Genomic DNA, 21353 nt, shown 5'->3' with positions numbered 1-21353 from the left:
GTCGCTTGCGCACGATAGACGCCGATTTCAGGTATGAACTGCACCGAAACCAGGCTCTATCAGGCGCTAACAGCGATCAAAAGACAGACAACTCTCATCTCCAATGACCACCTCCGACATCGTCCAGAAACTCTGGAACCTCTGCGACGTCCTGCGCGACGACGGCATCAACTACAGCGACTACGTCACCGAACTCGTGCTGCTGCTCTTCATCAAGATGGAGCACGAGAATCTCAAGTCCGGCGTCATCAAACAGCCGCTGCTGCCCGAGTACGCGCGCTGGAACCAGCTGCGGGGCCTCTCCGGCATCAACCTGCTCAACACCTACCGCCGCACGCTGCAGCAACTGTCAGAGTCCACCAGCCCCCGCATTGCGGCCATCTACGCCAATGCCCAGACCAGTCTGAGCGAGCCGCGCCATCTGGAGCAGCTCATCAGCGACCTTGACCGCATCGACTGGTTTGACACCGACAAGGACGGCCTGGGCGACCTGTACGAAGGCCTGCTGGAAAAGAACGCCTCCGAGACCAAAAGCGGCGCAGGCCAGTACTTCACCCCGCGCCCGCTGATCGACGCCATGATTGCCGTCATGCGCCCACAGGTCGGCGAGACCATTCAAGACCCGGCCGCTGGCACCGCAGGCTTTCTGATTGCCGCAGACCGTGCCATCCGCGCGCAGACCGATGATCTGCTGGATCTGACCGAGGCCCAGCGCGCCTACCAGATCCGCAAGGCCTACGCCGGCATGGAACTGGTGCCCAACACCCGGCGACTGGCGTTGATGAACTGCCTGCTGCATGGCATCGAGGGCGATAACGAAGGTGCCATCCATCTGGGCAACACCCTGGGCACTGCCGGTCAGCGCCTGCCCAAGAGCGACATCATCTTCAGCAACCCGCCCTTTGGCACGGCCAAGGGCGGAGGCGGCCCCACGCGGGACGACCTGACCTACGTCACCAGCAACAAGCAGCTGGCATTTGTGCAGCACATCGTCAAGCACCTCAAGGACGGCGGCCGCGCCGCCGTGGTGCTGCCGGACAACGTACTGTTTGAAGCCGGTGTGGGCGCCGACATTCGCCGCGCCCTGATGGACAAATGCCGCCTGCACACCATCCTGCGTCTGCCCACAGGCATCTTCTACGCGCAGGGTGTGAAGACCAATGTGCTGTTCTTCGAGAAGGTGGGCGAAGCCGCCACGGGCAGTACGAAGAACGTGTGGGTGTACGACATGCGGGCCAACGCCCCCAAGTTTGGCAAGCGTACTCCGCTGACCGGTAAGCACTTTGACGAATTCATTGCCGCCTATGGCGACGATGCAAATGGCAAGAGCCCGCGCACCGATGAAGGCGAACAAAGCCGCTGGCGCAATTTTTCACGCGAATGGATTCGCTCCGAAAAGCAGGACAGCCTGGACATTGCCTGGCTCAAGGATGACAGCGTGGAGAACGCGGCCGACTTGCCCGAGCCAGCTGTGCTGGCGCGAGAGATTACGGATGAGTTGAATGCAGCGCTGGAGGAATTGGAAGGGATTTTGGCGGAGCTGGGGGAGGCCGTCGAATGAACTTGCCGATATCGTGGACCGTTACACCACTCAGCAATCTGCTGGATAAGATTGTGGGTGGAGGGACGCCAAGTAAAGCTGTGTCTGCCAACTTTATGGGGGCTGTGCCTTTCATGACTGTGAAAGACATGAAGGTGCGCTTTGTTAAGGATACGGTCGATCACATTTCAGAGGGTGCAGTTGCATCTAGTTCGACAGTCAAAATTCCTCCAGATACTTTGGTTGTCGCAACCCGCATGTCGCTGGGGAAGATTGTTCGGCCCTCTGTGGAGGTTGCTATTAATCAAGACTTAAAAGCACTTTTTCCTTCTCAAGGGATTGATAAAACTTATCTTGAATATTTTTGGCGTTCAAAATCTGACCTAATTCAGTCCAAAGGTACTGGAACAACAGTCAAAGGTATTCGGATTGAAGATATACAAAATCTTGAAACGATATTGGCGCCAGAAAATGAACAGTGCCGCATCGCCAAAAAACTCGACACCATCCTGACCCGAGTCGATGCCCTGAACGATCGTCTCGATCGCATTACACCCTTGCTCAAACGCTTTCGGCAGTCCGTCTTGGCTGCAGCCACTTCGGGGCGGTTGACGGAGGATTGGCGCATCAAGGCAGTCGGTTTAACGGGCGCCGCCGCTCTTCTTAAAGAATTGACTAACGATCACATTGCGCAGGGCGGTCATGAGCGAGGAAATGCATCTGAGCCGACCAAGGAAGCTCATGACTTGAGTTCTGATAAATTGCCGAGTGGTTGGCAAGTCGGTAATTTGAGGGATTGCTGCATACCAGGCCGTCCGATTACATACGGCATCCTGAAGCCGGGGCCTGAGCTAGAAATAGGAGTTCCCTACATTCGTGTTGCTGACTTTCCGGGAAATTGCTTGAACCCGGAAAAAATCAAAAAAACTAGTCCGGAAATTGATCTGCAGTACAAGCGGGCACGTCTCGCTAGTGGCGATCTCTTGTTGTCAATTAGAGGAAGTGTAGGGCGATTGATTGAAATCCCTGCAAATCTTGAAGGTGCGAACATTACTCAAGATACTGCGCGACTTTCGATAAGTAAGCGACTTAGTTCTAGGTATATTTACTTTGCACTACTAGCACCAGATACCCAAAGACGTATGGCCAACGCGATACGTGGTGTAGCAGTGCGTGGTATCAATATTGGCGATGTTCGAGCCTTGCAGGTACCTATTCCAACAAAAGAAGAACAAACCGAAATCGTCCGCCGCGTAGAAATCCTTCTTGCCTATGCCGATCGGCTGGAATCCCGTCTGCAAACCGCCCGCACTGCCGCCGAACGCCTCACCCCCGCGCTGCTGGCCAAAGCCTTTCGCGGTGAGCTGGTGCCACAAGACCCGAATGACGAACCGGCCGCCGAGCTGCTGCGCCGCCTGCGCGAGGCGCGCGCAGCTGAAGTCGCTGACAAAAAAGTGCGTGGCCGCAAGGCGCAGGTGGTCTGATTTTTGATGACCAACACTTGCTCCGCCAGCACTGCGAAAATGCGCCGCGCTGGCGGAGCAGGCATTCCATATTTCTGAGAAAGAGGCAAGCCGTTATGGCAATCAAGTACCGTGAAGATCCAGGTCTGAAATTTCTGGCATTGTGCGACAACGATGATGTGTCGAATCTGGCGCAGATCCTGATTTATGACACGGATGGCGAGATGCGCCGTACCAGCAGCATCCTGACAGACCCCGGCTTTACCGCGCACTTGGATATGCCCGACAAATGGCTCAGGAGCTGGCAGGCGGTGGCGGGCGAGTTGCAACTGTACGGTGGTGATTCGGTGGTGAATTTTTTCCGTGGCAACGGGGTGTTGTACGAGGAAATCCTGTCCGATGTGTGCGAGCGCGTAGGGGTGAAACTGGGCGCAGAGGATACCGAGGCTGTCCGGAAGGAAGAAAAGCTCATCGAATTTCTGGCTGACAAGGCCTGGGAAAAGATGAATGAGGCGCAGCGCGCAGAGTTCTTGCAAAAGATCAATCTGCTGGAGCGCTTTAAGCAGGCCAGCGGCCTGTCGCCCGTGCGCCTGGCATTGGCTACGGGTGGTGCCGCTGCCATGCTGCTCTATGAGTATGTCGCGGGGGCCATGTTGGCTTCGCTGGGGGCTGGGTTGGCTGCACGTTTTGCTGGCCCCATGGCTGCGCAGTTCATTGGTACGCGTTTGGGTACAGCGGCCTTTGCCGGGCCATTTGCCGTGGTCCTGGGTGTGGCGCTGACGGTGCCCATGCTTTCCGGTGCCGCCTATCGCGTGACCATGCCTGCAGTGATTCAGATCGCCTATATGCGCAAGAAGTATCTTCAGAGAGACGTATTTTGATCAACAACATTGCAGATTTGGTGACCAAGATCTGGGTCTTGGATGAAACCTCCATTGGTGCGACTTTGGTGGAAGCCCTGCAAAAGGGCCAGGCCGTGATTTATGACGGTGTGGCGTATTGGGCGCGGGGCAGTGGCAAGACGGGCGTCATCCAGCACCTGAAATTCACCGAACGCACGGTGGATGCGAGCAAGGAGATTCTGGAGCAGCTGAAGTCCGTGGCATCTGCGGCGCAGGCCATACAGCATATGCAGAATGTGCTGATGGCGGCACAGGTGCTCAGCACGGTGGCTGTGGTGGGCGCGATTGTGGTGCAGACGCAGTATCTGGGCCGCAAGCTGGATGCGATCCAGAGCACGGTCGATGAAATAGGCGCCTCGCAGCACGAGCAGAATCTGGTGTTCTACATGGACAAGATTGGCGACTACATGGGCGGCGTGGAATATGCGCGATCGCTTTTGCAGGACCGCGCACTGGTGCCTGAAATCCGCGATGTGGCTGCCCAGCTGCTGCCACAGATGGGCGCCAAGCGCAATCACATCATCTCGCTTGTGGACAATATTGCAGCTTATGTGCGCTCAAGCAGCAAGGAGCGCAATGAGAGCAAGAACTTCAAGCTGATGCTGGACTTCATTCACCTGCTGGTGGATGTGCTGCCGGCCGCACTGCATACGGAACATCTGCTGGCCGCACGTGTGGGCAAACCTCGTCTGGCACAGCAGATCTTGCAGACCGGCGCCATGAAGTACGAGCGGGTGCTGGGCAGCTACCGGGCGCTGATGAATCAGCTTCACCGAGAAGCGGTTGCTGGTGCATTGGGCTCCAGCGGGGAGAGGGCGTTCATGGAAAACAAGCCCAAGCTGCTGGAGCTGATGCAGTCACCCGTGAATCAGTTGTTGCTGTTCAGGCAGCCCGCCAGTATTGCCATAGAGCAAATGGCTGCCTGAGCTGCGGGCGTTTTGACCCATCGTGTGCGAGCAAGCGAGGAAGGATCACATGCCCGCTAGCGCTCTCGCGTCGCCACAATCGGATGCTCTTCATCCGTTTTCATCCGTTTTTGCCCGCGCTCTCCCATCCGATAGAAGGCTCCACGCCCTGCACCTTCCAGCCGCAGCAGCTCCGATCCCTGCATCCGTTTCAGCAAGTCCCTGGCCTGCCCTTCACTCAGGTGGCACAAGCCCATGATCTCTGCTCGGCGGATTTGCCCATGCTGCCGCGCGCAGGTATACGCCGACTGCCGTGGCTACCATCGATGGCACCTTGGGCACCGTAGTCAGTCCCGCCAGTTTGCGGTGCTCGGCATGCAGGCCGGTAGGCCTGCCGTCGCCCTCCACGCCCAGCGTCTGGGTATCACACGTCGATATTCCCGGCCCGCAGCGCATTCGTCTCGATGAAGTCCCGGCGCGGCTCCACCTCGTCGCCCATGAGCATGGTGAACACGCGGTCGGCCTCGATGGCGTCGCCGATCTGCACCTGCAGCAGGCTGCGCACGGTGGGGTCCATGGTGGTCTCCCACAGCTGCTCGGGGTTCATTTCGCCCAGGCCCTTGTAGCGCTGGCGGGCCGTGGTGCGTTCGGCCTCGTGCAGCAGCCATTGCATGGCCTGGCGGAAGTCGGTGGCCTTGTCGCTCTTGGCCTTCTCGCCTTCGCCGCGCGTGACCTTGGCGCCTTCGCCCAGCAGGCCGTTGAAGTTCTGGGCTTCGTCGGCCAGCGCGGCGTAGTCGTGGCTGCGCACGAACTCCTGGGTGAGGATGGAGCTCTTGATGTTGCCGTGGTGGTGGCGGCTGATGCGCAGCACGGGCTTTTCGGAGACCGGGTCGATTTCGGCCGTGACCTCGGCGGGCACGCCCGTGGTGGTCAACTCGCGCAGCTTGGCCTCCAGGATGGGGGCGCAGGCCTGGGCCGCCTCGATGCTGTCCAGCGTGATCTGCACGCCGTCGGCGATGGCGCGCAGGGCCTCGGCATCCATGAAGTTGGACAGGCGGTCGATGACGGTCTCGGCAGCCAGGTGCATGTTGGCCAGCTTGGCCAGTTCCTCGCCGTCCAGCGTGCGCGGGTTGGCCCCGCCGGTGCTGACGCTGGCGTTCATCAGCGCGATGCGCAGCAGGTACTGGTTGAGCGCGGGGCCGTCCTTGATGTACAGCTCTTCCTTGCCGTTCTTGACCTTGTACAGCGGCGGCTGGGCGATGTAGATGTGGCCGCGCTCGACCAGGTCCGGCATCTGGCGGTAGAAGAAGGTCAGCAGCAGGGTGCGGATGTGGGCGCCGTCCACGTCCGCGTCGGTCATGATGATGATGCGGTGGTAGCGCAGCTTGTTGGGGTCGAAGTCGTCGCTGCCGCTCTTGCCCGATTCGGCCGTGGCCTTGCCGATGCCGGTGCCCAGGGCCGTGATCAGGGTGACGATTTCGTTGCTGGACAGCAGCTTCTCGTAGCGGGCCTTTTCCACGTTCAGGATCTTGCCGCGCAGCGGCAGGATGGCCTGGAACTTGCGGTCGCGACCTTGCTTGGCGGAGCCGCCGGCGGAGTCACCCTCGACGATGTAGATCTCGCACAGCGCCGGGTCCTTTTCCTGGCAGTCGGCCAGCTTGCCGGGCAGGCCCATGCCGTCGAGCACGCCCTTGCGGCGCGTCATCTCGCGGGCCTTGCGCGCGGCCTCGCGGGCACGCGCGGCATCGACGATCTTGCTGCACAGGATCTTGGCGTCGTTGGGCTTTTCCTCCAGGTAGTCGGTCAGCGCCTTGGCGACGATGTCCTCCACGGGCGCGCGCACTTCGCTGGAGACCAGCTTGTCCTTGGTCTGGCTGCTGAACTTGGGCTCGGGCACCTTCACGGACAGCACGCAGCACAGGCCTTCGCGCATGTCGTCGCCGCTGACCTCGACCTTGGCCTTCTTGGCCAGTTCGTTCTGCTCGATGTACTTGCCGATCACGCGCGTCATGGCGGCGCGCAGGCCCGTCAGGTGGGTGCCGCCGTCGCGCTGCGGGATGTTGTTGGTGAAGCACAGCACCTGCTCGGCGTAGCTGTCGTTCCACTGCATGGCGACTTCGACGCCGATCTCGGTGCCGGGGATGCCGCCGTAGCTTTCCGCAGGACGCGTGCCGTTGGCGTGGAAGGCGGTGGGGTGCAACACCTTCTTGTTGGCGTTGATGAACTGCACGAAGCCCATGACGCCGCCGGCGCCGGAGAAGTCGTCTTCGCGGCCGTCGCGCTCGTCCTTGAGGCGGATGCGCACGCCGTTGTTCAGGAAGGACAGTTCGCGCAGGCGCTTGGCCAGGATCTCGTAGCGGAACTCATGGTTCTGCGTGAAGATTTCCGTGTCGGGCAGGAAGTGGACCTTGGTGCCGCGCTTGTCGCTCTTGCCGACCACGCGCATGGGCGAGACCTCGACGCCGTCCACGATCTCGATGGGGCGGTTCTGCACCTGGCCGCGCGAGAAGTCGATCTCGTAGACTTCGCCGTCGCGGCGCACGCTGAGCTTGAGCCAGATGGACAGTGCGTTCACGCAGGACACGCCCACGCCGTGCAGGCCGCCCGAGACCTTGTAGCTGTTCTGGTTGAACTTGCCGCCCGCGTGCAGTTCGGTGAGGGCGATTTCGGCTGCCGAGCGCTTGGGCTCGTGCTTGTCGTCCATCTTCACGCGCGTGGGGATGCCGCGGCCGTTGTCGATGACGGACAGGGAGCCATCGGCATGGATGGTGACCAGGATGTCGTCGCAGTAGCCGGCCAGGGCTTCGTCGATGGAGTTGTCCACCACTTCGAAGACCAGGTGGTGCAGGCCCGTGCCATCGGAGGTGTCGCCGATGTACATGCCGGGGCGCTTGCGCACGGCCTCCAGGCCTTCGAGGATCTGGATCGCGCCTTCGCCATAGCCGCTGGAGTCTGAGCCTTCGGGGGCAATGGTCTGGTTTTCTGGCTTGTTCTCGTCGGTCATGGAAGGCCCTGGGGTAGTTCCGTCGGAAGCTGTCGCTTCGCTTGAAAATGTTCGATTCGGCCGCTGGCGCGGTGCGTAGGGACGCGCGCTGCGGGCTACGAGTCGGATAGGGTGGTTGCGCGCCTTGCACCGGCTTGTGCCACCGGGCGGCGGGTGCAGGGGCTGCGCAATGTGTCAGGCATCGGGTAGGTGTGGCGCGCGCTCAGATGCGCATCGGCATCACGACGTACTTGAAGCTGTCGTTCTCGGGGATGGTCAGCAGCGCCGAGCTGTTGCCGTCCTGCAGGTCGATCCTGATCATGTCCTGGCCCATGTTGGACAGGGCGTCGATCAGGTAGGTGACGTTGAAGCCGATCTCGATGGTGTCGCCACCGTAGTCGATGTCCAGCTCGTCCATGGCCTCTTCCTGCTCGGCGTTGTTGGAGGCCACGCGCAAGGTGCCGGGCTCCACCGTCAGGCGCACGCCCTTGAACTTGTCGCTGGTCATGATGGCCGTGCGCTGCAGGCTGGCCAGCAGCGGGGCGCGGCCCAGGGTCACGCTGTTGGTGTGGTTGCGCGGGATGACGCGGTTGTAGTCGGGGAACTTGCCCTCGACCAGCTTGGTCACGAACTCCATGCCGCCGAAGGTGAACTTGGCCTGGTTGTTGGCGAACTGCATCTCGATGTGGGGCTGGTTCTCGCCGCCGGCATCCGACAGCAGGCGCTGCAGCTCCAGCACGGTCTTGCGCGGCAGGATCACTTCCTGCTTGGGCACTTCCACGTCCAGCTGGCTGCTTGCAAAGGCCAGGCGGTGGCCGTCGGTGGCCACCAGGGACAGCTGCTTGCCCTCGGCCACGAACAGGATGCCGTTGAGGTAGTAGCGGATGTCCTGCACGGCCATGGCGAAGGAGACCTGGCCCAGCAGGTCCTTGAGCACCTTCTGCGGCACGCTGAACGACGGGCCGAAGGCCGCAGCCTCCTGCACCAGCGGGAAATCCTCGGCCGGCAGGGTCTGCAGCGTGAAGCGGCTCTTGCCGCCCTTGAGCACCATCTTGGCCTGCTGGGTCTCCAGGCTCACGGTCTGGTCGCCGGGCATGGTCTTGAGGATGTCGATCAGCTTGCGCGCGCCCACGGTGGTGGTGAAGTCGCCGGTGTCGCCGCCGAGTTCGGCGGTGGTGCGGATCTGGATTTCCAGGTCGCTGGTGGTCAGCTGCAATGCGTTGCCGGTCTTCTTGATCAGCACGTTGGCCAGGATGGGCAGCGTGTGGCGGCGTTCGACGATGCCGGACACCGATTGCAGGACCGCGAGAACTTTGTCTTGTGTGGCTTTCAGGACGATCATGTCAACCTCTGATTTAAGGATGCGGGTCTCGGTGGGAGCGGCGGCTCACACATGAGCCCCCTCTTGCCGCTCGAATCCCCCATTTTGCCGCGTACGCAGGGCCTGAACGGGGGAGTTTTCATCAACCTTTGAGAGTTTGCTCCAGCACGTGCAGCTGCTGGTTCAGCTCGGTCAGCTGCTGGCGTTCGCCGGCGATCTTGCGCACCGCGTGCAGCACGGTGGTGTGGTCGCGTCCGCCGAACAGCTCGCCGATCTCGGGCAGGCTCTTCTGGGTCAATTCCTTGGCCAGGTACATGGCAATCTGGCGCGGCCGGGCAATGCTGGCCGGGCGCTTCTTGCTGTACATGTCGGCCACCTTGATCTTGTAGTAGTCGGCCACCGTCTTCTGGATGTTTTCCACGCTGATCTGGCGGTTCTGGATGGACAGCAGATCACGCAGGGCCTCGCGGGCCAGCTGGATGGAGACTTCCTTCTGGTTGAAGCGCGAATAGGCCAGGATCTTGCGCAGCGCGCCTTCGAGCTCGCGCACGTTGGAGCGCACGTTCTTGGCCACGAAGAAGGCGACTTCCTCGGGCATCTCGGCGTTCTCGGCGCGGGCCTTGTTGATCAGGATGGCCACGCGCATCTCCAGCTCGGGCGGCTCGATGGCCACCGTCAGCCCGGAGTCGAAGCGCGAGACCAGCCGCTCGTGGATGTTGGCCAGGCCCTTGGGATAGGTGTCCGAGGTCATCACGATGTGGCTCTTCTTGGCCAGCAGGGCCTCGAAGGCGTTGAAGAACTCCTCCTGCGTGCGGTCCTTGTTGGCGAAGAACTGCACATCGTCGATCAGCAGCAGATCCAGCGAGTGATAGCGCTCCTTGAATTCGTCAAAAGTGCGGCGCTGGTAGGCCTTGACCACATCCGAGACGAACTGCTCGGCGTGGATGTAGAGAACTTTCGCGTCGGGCTTGTCGGCCAGCAGCTTGTTGCCCACGGCATGCACCAGGTGGGTCTTGCCCAGGCCCACGCCGCCGTAGATGAACAGCGGGTTGTACAGGTGGCCGGGCGAGCCCGCCACATGCATGGCGGCCGAGCGTGCCATGCGGTTGGCCGTGCCTTCCACCAGGGTTTCAAAGGTCAGCGCGGCGTTCAGGCGCGTACGGAAGACCGGCGCTGCCGCGTCTTCGCCAGTGACCGTGGGCACCGAGGTGACAATGGTTTCCGGTGGGGCCGAGCGCTCGCTGGAAGATGGGCGAACATAAGTACGCACAACGCTTTCCCGTTGAGCGAGCGCTAACTCAAGTGTCACCGGCTGGCCATAGAGCGACTCCAGCATGGCCGAGATGCGACCTGCATATTGGGCGCGGATCCAGTCGAGCTTGAAGCGGTTGGCCACGTAGACGGTGACTTTGGAGAAGTCTTCGGCGACGTGCGCGGTCAGGGGCTTGATCCAGGTGTTGAACTGCTGCTCAGGCATTTCCTGCCCCAGTTGCTCAACGCAGACTTGCCACAGGCCCTGGCCTGCATCGTTCGTAGGTTCCTCTGTCATTGTCGAAGTCTAGTTGTGGATAGGAGGAACTGTTGCGAGGCTGCCATTGTAGCTTTTGCGGAAGTTATCCACAAAATATCAGGAGCTTGTCCTCTGCCCTGTCGCAAAATGGGCAGGCATCCTTCGGGTTCGAAGGGCATTGCATCAAGTGGGCAACGCTGTGATAATCGCGGGTTTCCCTGAATGTGTTCAGGGTGATATGTCCCGCCCGTCTGCATCGGGTCTGCATGCTGCTGCTGGTTGCCTTGGGCGAAACCTTCCCGGTTCGCGCTCCTGGCCGCACATGGCAAGTGCATCGTGCAGATTTTTGGCAGGTGGCCTGGCGGTTTGCCTTTGTGGCGGCTGCTGGCTGCACTGCGTGTAGCGTGCCGGATACGGGACCGGTGCAAAACTGAACCTTCTCTAGGAACCAACATGAAACGTACTTACCAACCCTCCAAGACCCGTCGCGCCCGCACCCACGGCTTTCTGGTCCGCATGAAGACCAAGGGCGGCCGCGCCGTGATCAACGCTCGCCGCGCCAAGGGCCGCAAGCGTCTGGCCGTCTAAGGCCAGCCATTGCTGGGCGGTTTGCTCGCTGCACTGAACCCCTGAAAGGGGTGCTGGAATGCAACGGCTGAAAACACGTCCGCAGTTTCAGGCCGCCATGGCTGCTGGTACGATTTCGCGTACCGCGCACTTCGCCCTGCACCGTCTCGTTCTGACGGAGCAGGTCGCTGCCATGCCGCCACCGACAGGGCCCGGATCGCAAGATCCGCAGGCCCTGTTCGGCGTTGGCGCGGTGCGCCGGGATGCCTGGCTGGGTGCCATGGTGCCCAAGCGCTGGGCGCGCCGATCGGTGACACGCCACACCATCAAGCGGCAGATCTACGCCGTGGGCGGCGAGCACGAGGCCTTGATGCTCCATGGCGCGCATGTGGTGCGATTGCGCTCGGGCTTTGACCGGCGCCAGTTCGTGAGCGCCACGTCCGATGTGCTCAAGCAGGCGGTTCGTGCCGAGCTGCAGCAGCTGTTCGCCCATGCCGCGAAACGCCTGTCGCAGCCGGCACCCGGGTTGCCTCAGCCAGCGCAGGAGCCGGCCGCTGCCGCTGGCGAGCCTGCCGGAGCCACGCCATGATGCAGCGGCTGCTGATGGCGCTGGTGCGTGGCTATCGGCTGATGCTCAGTCCCTGGCTGGGCTCGGCCTGCCGCTTCACGCCGACCTGCTCTGCCTATTCCCTTGAAGCGCTGGAGCAACACGGCGCTGCGGTAGGCTCCTACCTGACACTGCGCCGACTGGCGCGCTGTCATCCGTGGTGTGACGGGGGGCATGACCCTGTGCCAGAGCACAAGCCCAGGCTGTTCACCAGCCTGACGGCTGCGCCCGAAAACACCCAACCTTCCTCACCTAAGAAGTCTTCATGAACGATATTCGCCGCACCATCCTGTGGGTGATATTTGGCTTTTCGCTGGTCTTGCTATGGGACAAATGGCAAGTGCACAACGGCAAGAAGGCCACTTTCTTCCCCGCGCCGGCCGTGGCCACGGCCCCGGCACCTGAAACGGGCAAGGCGCCCGGCGACGCCAGCGTGCCCTCGGCAGCGACTGCGGCAACGGCCGGTGCCGGCGAAGTGCCTGGCGGCGCTGCCGCGCCCGAGGCTGCTCCGCGCCAGAACGTGACCATCAGCACCGACGTGCTGCGCCTGACCTTCGACAGCCAGGGCGGCACGCTGCGCCATGCCGAGCTGCTCAAGTACGCCGATTCCGCCCACAAGGACAAGCCGGTCGTGCTGTTCGACGAGAGCGTGCACCGTGTGTATCTGGGCCAGTCGGGCCTGATCGGCGGCGGTTTCCCCACGCACAAGACGACCATGACCGCGCTGCCCGGTGCACGCGAGCTCAAGGACGGCGAGGACCAGATGGAGCTTCGCTTCGAGTCGCCCGACATGGGCGGCGTGAAGCTGGTCAAGATCTGGACGCTCAAGCGCGGTGCCTACGACATCGGCGTGCGCCATGAAGTGGTGAACACCGGCACGACTGCCGTGAACCCGCAGCTGTACCTGCAGCTGGTGCGCGACGGCAACAAGCCCGAAGGCGAAGAGTCCACCATGTACTCCACCTTCACGGGCCCGGCCGTCTACACCGACGAGAAGAAGTACCAGAAGGTCGAGTTCAAGGACATCGAAAACGGCAAGGCCAGCGTCGAGAAGTCGTCCTCGGGCGGCTACGTGGCCATGGTCCAGCATTACTTCGCCAGCGCCTGGCTGCTGGCCGAAGGCGTGCAGCGCGAGAACTTCCTGCGCAAGGTGGACAGCAACCTCTACGCCGTCGGCATGATCACGCCCGTGGGCACCATCGAGCCCGGCCAGAGCAAGAGCGTGGAAGCGCGCCTGTTTGCCGGACCCCAGATCGAAAAGCGCCTGGAGGCTCTGGCCCCCGGCCTGGAACTGGTCAAGGACTATGGCTGGCTGACCATCCTGGCCAAGCCGCTGTACTGGCTGCTGGACAAGCTGCACGGTTTCCTGGGCAACTGGGGCTGGTCCATCGTGGCCCTGGTGCTGCTGCTGAAGATCGCCTTCTACTGGCTCAATGCCAAGGCCTACTCCTCGATGGCCAAGATGAAGGCCATCAACCCGCGCATCATGGAAATGCGCGAGCGCCTCAAGGACAAGCCCCAGCAGATGCAGCAGGAGATGATGCGCATCTACCGCGAGGAAAAGGTCAACCCCATGGGCGGCTGCCTGCCCATCATCATCCAGATCCCGGTATTCATCGCGCTGTACTGGGTGCTGCTGTCCAGCGTGGAAATCCGCAACGCGCCCTGGATCGGCTGGATCACCGACCTGTCGGCCAAGGACCCGCTGTTCATCCTGCCCGTGCTGATGACCCTGTCGTCGCTGCTGCAGACCGCGCTGAACCCCGCTCCGCCGGATCCGATGCAGGCCAAGATGATGTGGATCATGCCCCTGGTCTTCAGCGTGATGTTCTTCTTCTTCCCGGCCGGCCTGGTGCTGTACTGGCTGACGAACAACATCCTGTCCATTGCCCAGCAGTGGATCATCAACACCCGCATGGGCGTGCCGCCGCAGTTCAATCTGCCCAACTTCGGCAAGACCAAGCCTGCCAAGTAAGCCTGCGAAGGCCCTGGCTCCAAAGCCCGCTTCGGCGGGCTTTTTTCATGGGCGGCCTATCATCGGCGGCCTGAAATCCCTTCCCAAGAAAGCTCCATCCATGCTGCCCCGCCACAACGACCCCATTGCCGCCATCGCCACCGCTCCGGGGCGCGGCGCCGTGGGCATCGTGCGCGTCTCCGGCAAGGGGGTGGCGCCGCTGGTGCGGGTGCTGTGCGGGCGCGACCTCAAGCCGCGCGAGGCCACCTACCTGCCGTTGCGCGATGCCGCAGGCGGACCCATAGACCACGGCCTGGCCCTGTTCTTCCCGGCGCCGCACAGCTACACCGGCGAGGACGTGCTGGAGCTGCAGGCCCACGGCGGCCCGGTCGTGCTGCAGCTGCTGCTGGCACGCTGCCTGGAGGCGGCGCAAGAGCCTCTCGAAGGCCATCGCAGCGTACTGCCTGGCCTGCGCCTGGCCCAGCCTGGGGAATTCACCGAACGTGCCTTTCTCAACGACAAGATCGATCTGGCCCAGGCCGAAGCCATTGCCGACCTGATCGACGCCAGCACCGAGGCCGCCGCGCGCAGCGCGAGCCGCTCGCTGTCGGGAGCCTTCTCCGAGGAGATTCATGGCCTGCGCGATGCGCTGGTGCACCTGCGCATGCTGGTCGAGGCCACGCTGGACTTTCCCGAGGAAGAGATCGACTTCCTGCAAAAGGCCGATGCCAGCGGCCAGCTCGCGCGGCTGCGCGGCAAGCTGGACCAGGTGCTGTCGCGCGCCCACCAGGGTGCGCTGCTGCGCGAAGGCATCAAGGTCGTGATCGCAGGGCAGCCCAATGCGGGCAAGAGCTCGCTGCTCAATGCGCTGGCCGGTGCCGAGCTGGCCATCGTCACGCCCATCGCCGGCACCACGCGCGACAAGGTGCAGCAGACCATCCAGATCGAGGGCGTGCCGCTGCACGTGATAGACACAGCCGGCCTGCGCGAGAGCAGTGACGAAGTCGAGCGCATCGGCATCGCCCGCGCCTGGGAGGAGATCGCTGCGGCCGATGCCGTGCTCTTCCTGCACGACCTCACGCGCATGGGCGACAACGACTATCTGGCCGCAGACGCGGCCATCGCCGAAACCCTGGCCCAGAAGCTGCCGGGCCAGGTGCCCGTGATCGATGTCTGGAACAAGACCGATCGCGCCGAGCCGGCCCAGCTGCAGGCGCATGGCGGGCGCGAAGGCAGCGTGGCGCTGTCGGCACGCACCGGCGACGGCCTGGATGCGCTGCGCCGGCGCCTGCTGGATGTGGCCGGATGGCAGTCCGCCCCCGAAGGCCTGTACCTGGCGCGCGCACGCCATGTGGAGGCGCTGCAGGCCGTGGCCGCGCGCCTGGAAGAGGCCGAGCTGCAGCTGGCGGCCCAGGCCGCCCATCTGGACCTGCTGGCCGAGGAACTGCGCCTGGCCCAGGTCTCGCTGAACTCCATCACCGGGGAATTCAGCTCGGATGACCTGCTGGGTGTGATCTTCTCGAGCTTTTGCATTGGCAAGTGACGGAGGGGATCCGGGCTGAGCGCGGCATGCCCAGCACGGCTGATGGGATGGCGGCAATATTTATCTTTTGCTACAAAATTTGCCGTCGAAAACCCACGCGCCGGCATTGGCGTGCCCGCTGCCGTCGCTTAGCATGCGGCGTGCCGCAGCGGCCCTTGCCGCTGCCTGTCGCCGGGTGCCGTCCCGGAGCGGGTACGCGGCCCACTTCGAACCGGATCCGCCATGTCTTCTTCCTCCCACAATGATTTGCGGCCCTTGGCCCAGGCCATGTCGTCGGCCGTGGCTGTCGACGGTGTGCAGAACGCGCTGACCTCGGAGCAGTGGGATCTGCTGGCACCTTACCTGGTGCCCGTCACTCTGGCCGCGGGCGAGCTGCTGTTTGCCGAAGGTTCGCTGGACCGCAATCTGTACTTCGTGGAGTCCGGCAGCCTCAGCGTGCACTACCAGGATGCCAAGGAGCGCATCCGCCTGGCCATCGTCGGTCCGGGCTCCATCCTGGGCGAGGGCGCCTTCTTTGCGCACCGCGCGCGCCACGCCACGGTGCAGGCTGCCGCGCCGGGGCGCCTGTGGTGCCTGACGGCCATGCGCTTCGCCGAACTCAGCAACCGCCAGCCCGGGGTGGCTCTGGCCCTGGTCATGGCCGCCGGCCAGGTCCTGGCGCGACGCGCGGTGGACAGCCGCCGCCGGGTGGCGAGCACCTGAGCAGCACCTGAGCAGCACCTGAACGGCACTTGGGCGAAGGCTCTCGGGGGGCCGGGTGGGATTACAGACCGGGCTTTGCTCTGCGACAAATTGATACAGCGGTTTTTGCAACACCTGTGCTCAAAATGTCGCCAAGTTGCAGGCACAATGCCGCGAGTTTGTGACTATTCGTGACAATGAGAGCCCCCATGTCTGTGTTCAACTGGTTTTCCCGCAAGCCTTTGCCCGAACAGGGCCGTGGTTCGCCTGGAAACGATGGCCAGGCCAACCCCGCGGCACGCCGTGATGCCGTCGCGGCCGGGCGCCGCAGCGAGCGGTCCGAGCGCCGTGAGCAGCTCTACGGCGTGGTGCGCGATGTCATGGTGCGTGCCGGGGTGTTGTCGGCCAGCTACAAGTTCAAGGTGCTCTCGCTGGACAGCGTGGGCCAGCGCTTCGTGGTGATGATGGACCTGGCACGGGCCTATGCCAGCGAAACCGCTCGGCTCAGCGAGATCGAGGCCATGCTGGCCCAGGCGGCCAAGGCCCGCATGGGCGCGGTCGTGACAGCCGTGTACTGGCGGGTCAGCGACCAGAACGCCGCCGCCCAGGCCCAGGTGCATTCCGTGGCCGTGCGCACACCGCGTCCCGTCCAGCCCGTGGCCGTCCCCGCCGTGGCTGCGATGGAGGCCGTGGCGCCCCAGCGCCGCAGGCAGGACACGGCGCCGTTCGAGCCCATAGACGATCAGGAAATGGCCGCCTTCAAGATGGCCGTGGCGGCCATGCCCGCTGCAGCCCGTGGTGCGGGCTCTGCAGCTGCGGCGCCCGCCGGCGTGCGCCGCTCGGGCCCCTTGCTCGGGCCGGGCGCAGGCGAACGCGGCGCGGACTTTCACCACAGCACGCTGGACCATCTGGACCTGGGTGTCACCCAGTACGGCGAACTGCGCTGACCGGGCGCCGGCCTGATTCAGTGGCCGGCGAAATCCACCAGCGTGAACAGCGGCAGGCCGCCACCGCGCAGCAGGGTGGAGCCGCCCAGTTCGGGCAGATCCACGATGGCCGCGCCCTCGATCACCGTGGCGCCCAGCTTTTCCAGCAATCTCTTGCCGGCCATCATGGTGCCGCCGGTGGCGATCAGGTCGTCGATCAGCAGTACGCGATCGCCGGTCTTGACGGCATCTGTGTGCAGCTCCACCGTGGCGCTGCCGTATTCGAGCTCATAGGTTTCCTCCACCGTGGTGAACGGCAGCTTGCCCTTCTTGCGGATGGGCACAAAGCCAACGCCCAGCTCGTGGGCCACCACGGCACCCAGGATGAAGCCGCGTGCATCTAGCCCTGCCACCACGTCGGGGCGCATGCCGCGCTGCATGTAGCGGTGCACGAAGGCGTCGGTCATCACGCGAAAGACCTGGGGATCCTGCAGCAGCGGCGTGATGTCGCGGAACTGCACGCCGGGCGCCGGCCAGTCGGGCACGGTGCGTATGTGCGATCGCAGGTAGTCGTTGACGCTGAGGGTGGTGTGCATGGCGCTGGATCGGGGGCTGGAAAGAACGGGCCAGTGTACCCAGACGCCCGATGGGGGCCGCCGCCGCCGGGTAGCCAGACCGCCTAAAATCTTCCAGATGAATTCTGATGCTGCCACCTTGAATGCGCTGGATACGTCCAGGGTCCTGCGCCTGGCCCGCGACACCCTGGGCATCGAGGCCGATGCCCTTCTTGCCATGTCGCAGCGCCTGGATGGCGTGTTCGGTGAAGTGGTGCAGCGCATCCTGAGCCTGTCCGGCCGCGTCGTCGTGATGGGCATGGGCAAGAGTGGCCATGTCGGGCGCAAGGTGGCGGCCACCCTGGCATCCACGGGCACTCCCGCCTTCTTCGTGCATCCGGGCGAGGCCAGCCATGGCGACCTGGGCATGGTGACCGGCATCGATCTGGTGCTGGCGCTGTCCAACAGCGGCGAGGCCGATGAACTCACCGTGCTGCTGCCTGCCATCAAGCGCCAGGGCATACCCCTGGTGGCCATGACCGGCGGCGCGCAGTCCACGCTGGCCCGCCATGCCGACTGGGTGCTGGACACCCGTGTGGAGCGCGAGGCCTGCCCTTTGAACCTGGCACCCACGGCCAGCACCACCGCGCAGATGGCCATGGGCGACGCCCTTGCCGTGGCACTGCTCGATGCACGCGGCTTTGGCGCCGAGGACTTTGCGCGCTCCCATCCGGGCGGCGCGCTGGGCCGCAAGCTGCTGACCCATGTGCGCGATGTCATGCGCAGCGGCAAAGAGCTGCCCAAGGTCGGGGCCGATGCCAGCTTTGTCGAGTTGATGCGCGAGATGAGCGCCAAGGGCCTGGGCTGCTCGGCCATCGTCGATGCGGCAGGCGTGCTGCAAGGCATCTTCACCGACGGAGACCTGCGCCGCCGTGTCGAGGCCGGCACCGACCTGCGCGCGCTGCAGGCCGGCGATGTCATGCACAAGGGCCCCCGCACCATCGCCGAAGACGCGCTGGCCGTCGACGCCGCCAGCATGATGGAGGAGCACGGCATCACCGCCGTGCTGGTGGCCGATGCGCAGCACCAGCTGCGCGGCGTGGTCCATATCCGCGACCTGATGCGCGCCAAGGTAATCTGATGGCACGCGCTCCCTTGACGCCCGTGCAGAACTGGGACGCACCACTGCTGCTGCTGGCGCAGGATGTGCGGGTGGCATTCTTCGATGTCGATGGCGTGCTGACCGATGGCGGCCTGCTGTTCTCTGGCGAAGGCGAAGTGCTCAAGCGCTTCAACACGCTGGACGGCCATGGTCTGAAACTGCTGCAAAAGGCTGGCATCACGCCCGCCGTGGTGACGGGCCGCGATTCGCCCGCGCTTCGCCTGCGGCTGAGCAATCTGGGCGTCACGCATGCGCGCTTTGGCACGGAAGACAAGGTGCCTGCCGCCGAGGCCATCCTGAAGGAGCTGGGCCTGCAATGGCACCAGGCGGCAGCCATGGGCGACGACTGGCCGGACCTGCCCGTGATGCGGCGCTCCGCCTTCGCCTGCGCACCGGCCAACGCCCATGACGAAGTGCTGGCCGTGGCCGATTGGGTCACGCCGCGCAGCGGCGGTGAAGGAGCGGTGCGCCAGCTGTGCGACCTGCTGCTGGCCGCGCGTGGCGCCTATGCCGGGCTGCTGGCGGAATACGCATCATGACCCAGGCCTGGCGCCGCGTCGGTGACCGGCTTTCCCTGTACCTGCCCGTGCTGCTGATGGGCCTGCTGGCGCTGGGCACCTGGTGGCTGGTGCGCAATGCGCCGCAGCCCCTGGCCAGCGGCACCGAAAAGGCCGTGGCGCACGAGCCCGACTATTTCATGAAGGATTTCTCGATCAAGAGCTTCGATGCCACGGGGCGTCTGAAGAGCCAGATCGAGGGCAGCATGGGCCGCCACTATCCCGATACCGACACGCTTGAAATCGACAACGTCCGCATGTTCGCGGTCTCGCCCGAAGGCCGCATCACGCGCGGCAGTGCGAACCGGGCGCTGAGCAATGCCGATGGTTCCGAGGTGCAGATGTTCGGCAATGCCATCGTCACGCGCGAGCCATTTGTGACAGCAGGTAAACAGCCGCAGCCGCAGTTGCAATTCCAGGGCGAATTCCTGCACGCCTGGCCCAACGAGGAGCGCGTGAGTTCCAACCAGCCCGTGGTGCTGACCCGTGGCAAGGACCGCTTCACGGCCGACAGCATGCAGTACAGCAACCTGGATCTGGTCATGAAACTGCAGGGCCGCGTGCGCGGCACCCTGCAGCCTTCCAGGACCAAGTAAGGCGCCAGCGCAAGCGCAGGCGTGCCGATGGAGAACAAGCCATGACGACATCCTCGCGCAGCCCGGCACCCCTGGCCTTCATCACCGGCGCATCCAGCGGCATAGGCCAGGCCCTGGCCTGGCACGCCTACCAGCAAGGCTGGTCGCTGGCGCTGGTGGCTCGGCGCGGCGACGTGATGGCGCAATGGGCTGCGCAACAGGGCCTGGACTCCTCGCGTTTCGCCCTCTACGAGGCTGATGTGGGCGTGCCTGACAGCATCATCGCCGCCGCCCGGCGCTGCGAGCAGCAGCAGGGCCTGCCCGATGTCGTGATCGCCAATGCTGGCGTCAGCTGGGGCGTGGACACCTCGATGCGCGAGGACCTCGACACCATGCAGCAGGTGCTGGCCGTCAACACGATGGGGGTTGTGGCCAGCTTCCACCCCTTCATCGCACCCATGGTGCAGCGTGGAAGCGGGCAACTGGTCGGAATTTCCAGTGTGGCCGGGCTGCGCGGCCTGCCAGGACACGGCGCTTATTGCGCCAGCAAGGCTGCAGTCATTGCCTATTGCGAAAGCCTTCGCGGTGAATTGCGCAGTAGTGGCGTAAAAGTCACGACATTGCTTCCTGGCTATGTGGATACACCCCTCACGCGTGGTAACCGCTATGGCATGCCATTCCTATTGGAGCCGCAGGAGTTTTCCGCAAGGGCCTGGCGTGCCATTGAAGCTCGCCGCAGTCTGGTCATCATTCCATGGCAAATGGCCTGGGTGGGGCGGTTGATGAAAATTCTCCCCAACGCGATATTCGACAGGCTGCTTGTAGGACGGAAGCGCAAACATCGGCATTTGGAAAATCCCTGATGCCCATTGCCGTTCTGAATATGTTCATGCACGCATCTTGTGCGTAAAAAAGGCTCCATGAAGGAGCCTTTTTGATTCGGGGTAACACTGAGAACCGTGGATCTCATTCCCCGTTGTTATTGTTGTTTCCCCAGCCGCCGCCACGGCCACCATTGCGGGGGCCGGAGCCATAAGGGCTGCGGAATCCGCCGTCGCCACGACCGCCGTAGCCGCCGCCACCGCCGCCGTCGCCACGGCCATAGCCGCCACGGTCGCCACCGTCACCGCGTCCGTAGCCACCGCCATCACCGCGGCCACCGCCACCGTAACCGCCGCCGCCGCCACCATCACCACGGCCATAGCCGCCGCCACCGCCGCCAAAGCCGCCCGAACGCGGGGGACGAGGCTCCATGGGACGTGCTTCGTTCACCACGAGGCTGCGTCCGCCCAATGGCTGGCCATTCATGCCCTGAACGGCAGCCTGAGCCTCGGCATCACTGCCCATCTCGACAAACCCGAATCCCTTGGAGCGGCCTGTGTCGCGCTCCATCATGACCCGGGCGCTGGTGACAGCGCCGAACTGGCTGAATGCCTGCTCCAAGTCGTTGTCACGCACACCATAGGGAAGGTTGCCGACGTAAAGCTTATTGCCCATCAAAAACTCCTCAACTCCTCAATGCTCACTGGTTTGCGCTCGGCTTCAGGACGCACAGACATCAGGTTCCTTGTATACAAGAGCCTGGCCAACCTTCCTAAACACA

At 63.5% G+C, this 21353-nt stretch carries 20 protein-coding genes; 15 read left to right on the top strand and 5 right to left on the bottom strand.

The annotated features are described in order from the left end of the window. Positions 1-103 precede the first annotated feature (103 nt). The 4 genes from AC5I49_RS12990 to AC5I49_RS12975 all read left to right on the top strand — a co-directional run bounded on the left by AC5I49_RS12990 (position 104) and on the right by AC5I49_RS12975 (position 4831). Complete coding sequence (locus AC5I49_RS12990; RefSeq protein WP_495789468.1) at positions 104-1561, top strand: class I SAM-dependent DNA methyltransferase; 1458 nt, start codon at positions 104-106, stop codon at positions 1559-1561. Then, a complete protein-coding gene (locus AC5I49_RS12985) occupies positions 1558-3024 on the top strand; it encodes a restriction endonuclease subunit S (RefSeq protein WP_495789467.1) in 1467 nt (488 codons plus the stop codon). Before AC5I49_RS12990 ends, AC5I49_RS12985 begins: the two co-directional genes overlap by 4 nt. A 95-nt stretch (positions 3025-3119) precedes the next feature. Then, on the top strand, positions 3120-3884 hold the full coding sequence (locus AC5I49_RS12980) for a DUF3944 domain-containing protein (protein WP_495789466.1): 765 nt from the start codon (positions 3120-3122) through the stop codon (positions 3882-3884). After that, entirely contained in the window at positions 3881-4831 is a 951-nt protein-coding gene (locus tag AC5I49_RS12975; RefSeq protein WP_495789465.1) for a hypothetical protein, read from the top strand. Before AC5I49_RS12980 ends, AC5I49_RS12975 begins: the two co-directional genes overlap by 4 nt. A 403-nt stretch (positions 4832-5234) precedes the next feature. Here the strand turns inward: AC5I49_RS12975 and gyrB are convergent, their stop codons facing one another. From gyrB to dnaA, 3 genes are all read right to left on the bottom strand, one after another. Beyond that, positions 5235-7814 carry a DNA topoisomerase (ATP-hydrolyzing) subunit B gene (gene gyrB, locus AC5I49_RS12970; RefSeq protein ID WP_016447261.1) on the bottom strand — a complete coding sequence of 860 codons (2580 nt, stop codon included), beginning with the start codon at positions 7812-7814 and terminating at the stop codon, positions 5235-5237. A gap of 202 nt (positions 7815-8016) precedes the next feature. Continuing rightward, the gene (dnaN, locus tag AC5I49_RS12965) at positions 8017-9135 is read right to left on the bottom strand and encodes a DNA polymerase III subunit beta (protein WP_016447260.1); all 1119 of its coding nucleotides are present in this window, start codon (positions 9133-9135) and stop codon (positions 8017-8019) included. Between the two features lie 121 nt (positions 9136-9256). After that, positions 9257-10663 (bottom strand): chromosomal replication initiator protein DnaA, encoded by a 1407-nt coding sequence (gene dnaA, locus AC5I49_RS12960; RefSeq protein ID WP_016447259.1) that lies wholly within the window; start codon positions 10661-10663, stop codon positions 9257-9259. Between the two features lie 414 nt (positions 10664-11077). Between dnaA and rpmH the strand changes: the two genes are divergently transcribed. From rpmH to AC5I49_RS12925, 7 genes are all read left to right on the top strand, one after another. Further along, positions 11078-11212 (top strand): 50S ribosomal protein L34, encoded by a 135-nt coding sequence (gene rpmH / locus AC5I49_RS12955; RefSeq protein ID WP_012207856.1) that lies wholly within the window; start codon positions 11078-11080, stop codon positions 11210-11212. 58 nt (positions 11213-11270) lie between these two features. Continuing rightward, positions 11271-11780, top strand: coding sequence for a ribonuclease P protein component (locus AC5I49_RS12950; protein WP_017407041.1), 510 nt, complete (start codon positions 11271-11273; stop codon positions 11778-11780). Next, entirely contained in the window at positions 11777-12067 is a 291-nt protein-coding gene (gene yidD / locus AC5I49_RS12945) for a membrane protein insertion efficiency factor YidD (protein WP_016447257.1), read from the top strand. The genes AC5I49_RS12950 and yidD overlap by 4 nt, the downstream gene beginning before the upstream one ends. After that, positions 12064-13773, top strand: coding sequence for a membrane protein insertase YidC (gene yidC / locus AC5I49_RS12940; protein ID WP_016447256.1), 1710 nt, complete (start codon positions 12064-12066; stop codon positions 13771-13773). Before yidD ends, yidC begins: the two co-directional genes overlap by 4 nt. Before the next feature lie 100 nt (positions 13774-13873). Further along, entirely contained in the window at positions 13874-15295 is a 1422-nt protein-coding gene (gene mnmE, locus AC5I49_RS12935; protein ID WP_279493754.1) for a tRNA uridine-5-carboxymethylaminomethyl(34) synthesis GTPase MnmE, read from the top strand. A 222-nt stretch (positions 15296-15517) separates the two neighbouring features. Then, a complete protein-coding gene (locus AC5I49_RS12930) occupies positions 15518-15997 on the top strand; it encodes a Crp/Fnr family transcriptional regulator (protein WP_016447254.1) in 480 nt (159 codons plus the stop codon). A 188-nt stretch (positions 15998-16185) separates the two neighbouring features. Next, positions 16186-16923: a hypothetical protein gene (locus AC5I49_RS12925; RefSeq protein ID WP_016447253.1), complete on the top strand. Its 738-nt coding sequence runs from the start codon at positions 16186-16188 to the stop codon at positions 16921-16923. 17 nt (positions 16924-16940) lie between these two features. Here the strand turns inward: AC5I49_RS12925 and AC5I49_RS12920 are convergent, their stop codons facing one another. Then, positions 16941-17498, bottom strand: coding sequence for an adenine phosphoribosyltransferase (locus AC5I49_RS12920; protein ID WP_016447252.1), 558 nt, complete (start codon positions 17496-17498; stop codon positions 16941-16943). Positions 17499-17595: 97 nt separating this feature from the next. On the opposite strand from AC5I49_RS12920, the gene AC5I49_RS12915 reads away from it, so the two are divergent. Genes AC5I49_RS12915 through AC5I49_RS12900 form a run of 4 tightly spaced genes read left to right on the top strand, consistent with a single transcriptional unit; the run spans position 17596 to position 20613 of the window. Beyond that, positions 17596-18597 (top strand): KpsF/GutQ family sugar-phosphate isomerase, encoded by a 1002-nt coding sequence (locus AC5I49_RS12915; RefSeq protein WP_016447251.1) that lies wholly within the window; start codon positions 17596-17598, stop codon positions 18595-18597. After that, on the top strand, positions 18597-19157 hold the full coding sequence (locus AC5I49_RS12910; protein WP_016454196.1) for a KdsC family phosphatase: 561 nt from the start codon (positions 18597-18599) through the stop codon (positions 19155-19157). Before AC5I49_RS12915 ends, AC5I49_RS12910 begins: the two co-directional genes overlap by 1 nt. Beyond that, entirely contained in the window at positions 19154-19771 is a 618-nt protein-coding gene (gene lptC, locus AC5I49_RS12905) for an LPS export ABC transporter periplasmic protein LptC (RefSeq protein WP_016447249.1), read from the top strand. Before AC5I49_RS12910 ends, lptC begins: the two co-directional genes overlap by 4 nt. A gap of 41 nt (positions 19772-19812) precedes the next feature. Continuing rightward, positions 19813-20613, top strand: a complete 801-nt coding sequence (locus AC5I49_RS12900; protein ID WP_126312538.1) for an SDR family oxidoreductase — start codon at positions 19813-19815, stop codon at positions 20611-20613. 103 nt (positions 20614-20716) lie between these two features. Here AC5I49_RS12900 and rbp read toward each other — a convergent pair whose 3' ends face one another. Further along, positions 20717-21247: an RNA-binding regulator gene (rbp, locus tag AC5I49_RS12895; RefSeq protein ID WP_074921147.1), complete on the bottom strand. Its 531-nt coding sequence runs from the start codon at positions 21245-21247 to the stop codon at positions 20717-20719. Between the last annotated feature and the right edge of the window lie 106 nt (positions 21248-21353).

This window comes from Delftia sp. (assembly GCF_059499305.1).
Note: the sequence above shows the minus strand (reverse complement) of the source record. Positions and strands in the feature narration are given on the sequence as shown.

What these genes read in the sequence shown, in the direction of transcription:
- dnaN (WP_016447260.1), bottom strand. Translation starts at nt 9,135, where the DNA reads ATGATCGTCCTGAAAGCCACACAAGACAAAGTTCTCGCGGTCCTGCAA.
- yidC (WP_016447256.1), top strand. Translation starts at nt 12,064, where the DNA reads ATGAACGATATTCGCCGCACCATCCTGTGGGTGATATTTGGCTTTTCG.
- rbp (WP_074921147.1), bottom strand. Translation starts at nt 21,247, where the DNA reads ATGGGCAATAAGCTTTACGTCGGCAACCTTCCCTATGGTGTGCGTGAC.
- AC5I49_RS12985 (WP_495789467.1), top strand. Translation starts at nt 1,558, where the DNA reads ATGAACTTGCCGATATCGTGGACCGTTACACCACTCAGCAATCTGCTG.
- mnmE (WP_279493754.1), top strand. Translation starts at nt 13,874, where the DNA reads ATGCTGCCCCGCCACAACGACCCCATTGCCGCCATCGCCACCGCTCCG.
- gyrB (WP_016447261.1), bottom strand. Translation starts at nt 7,814, where the DNA reads ATGACCGACGAGAACAAGCCAGAAAACCAGACCATTGCCCCCGAAGGC.
- AC5I49_RS12920 (WP_016447252.1), bottom strand. Translation starts at nt 17,498, where the DNA reads ATGCACACCACCCTCAGCGTCAACGACTACCTGCGATCGCACATACGC.
- dnaA (WP_016447259.1), bottom strand. Translation starts at nt 10,663, where the DNA reads ATGACAGAGGAACCTACGAACGATGCAGGCCAGGGCCTGTGGCAAGTC.
- AC5I49_RS12900 (WP_126312538.1), top strand. Translation starts at nt 19,813, where the DNA reads ATGACGACATCCTCGCGCAGCCCGGCACCCCTGGCCTTCATCACCGGC.
- AC5I49_RS12930 (WP_016447254.1), top strand. Translation starts at nt 15,518, where the DNA reads ATGTCTTCTTCCTCCCACAATGATTTGCGGCCCTTGGCCCAGGCCATG.
- AC5I49_RS12980 (WP_495789466.1), top strand. Translation starts at nt 3,120, where the DNA reads ATGGCAATCAAGTACCGTGAAGATCCAGGTCTGAAATTTCTGGCATTG.
- rpmH (WP_012207856.1), top strand. Translation starts at nt 11,078, where the DNA reads ATGAAACGTACTTACCAACCCTCCAAGACCCGTCGCGCCCGCACCCAC.
- AC5I49_RS12950 (WP_017407041.1), top strand. Translation starts at nt 11,271, where the DNA reads ATGCAACGGCTGAAAACACGTCCGCAGTTTCAGGCCGCCATGGCTGCT.
- AC5I49_RS12915 (WP_016447251.1), top strand. Translation starts at nt 17,596, where the DNA reads ATGAATTCTGATGCTGCCACCTTGAATGCGCTGGATACGTCCAGGGTC.
- AC5I49_RS12925 (WP_016447253.1), top strand. Translation starts at nt 16,186, where the DNA reads ATGTCTGTGTTCAACTGGTTTTCCCGCAAGCCTTTGCCCGAACAGGGC.
- AC5I49_RS12910 (WP_016454196.1), top strand. Translation starts at nt 18,597, where the DNA reads ATGGCACGCGCTCCCTTGACGCCCGTGCAGAACTGGGACGCACCACTG.
- lptC (WP_016447249.1), top strand. Translation starts at nt 19,154, where the DNA reads ATGACCCAGGCCTGGCGCCGCGTCGGTGACCGGCTTTCCCTGTACCTG.
- AC5I49_RS12990 (WP_495789468.1), top strand. Translation starts at nt 104, where the DNA reads ATGACCACCTCCGACATCGTCCAGAAACTCTGGAACCTCTGCGACGTC.
- yidD (WP_016447257.1), top strand. Translation starts at nt 11,777, where the DNA reads ATGATGCAGCGGCTGCTGATGGCGCTGGTGCGTGGCTATCGGCTGATG.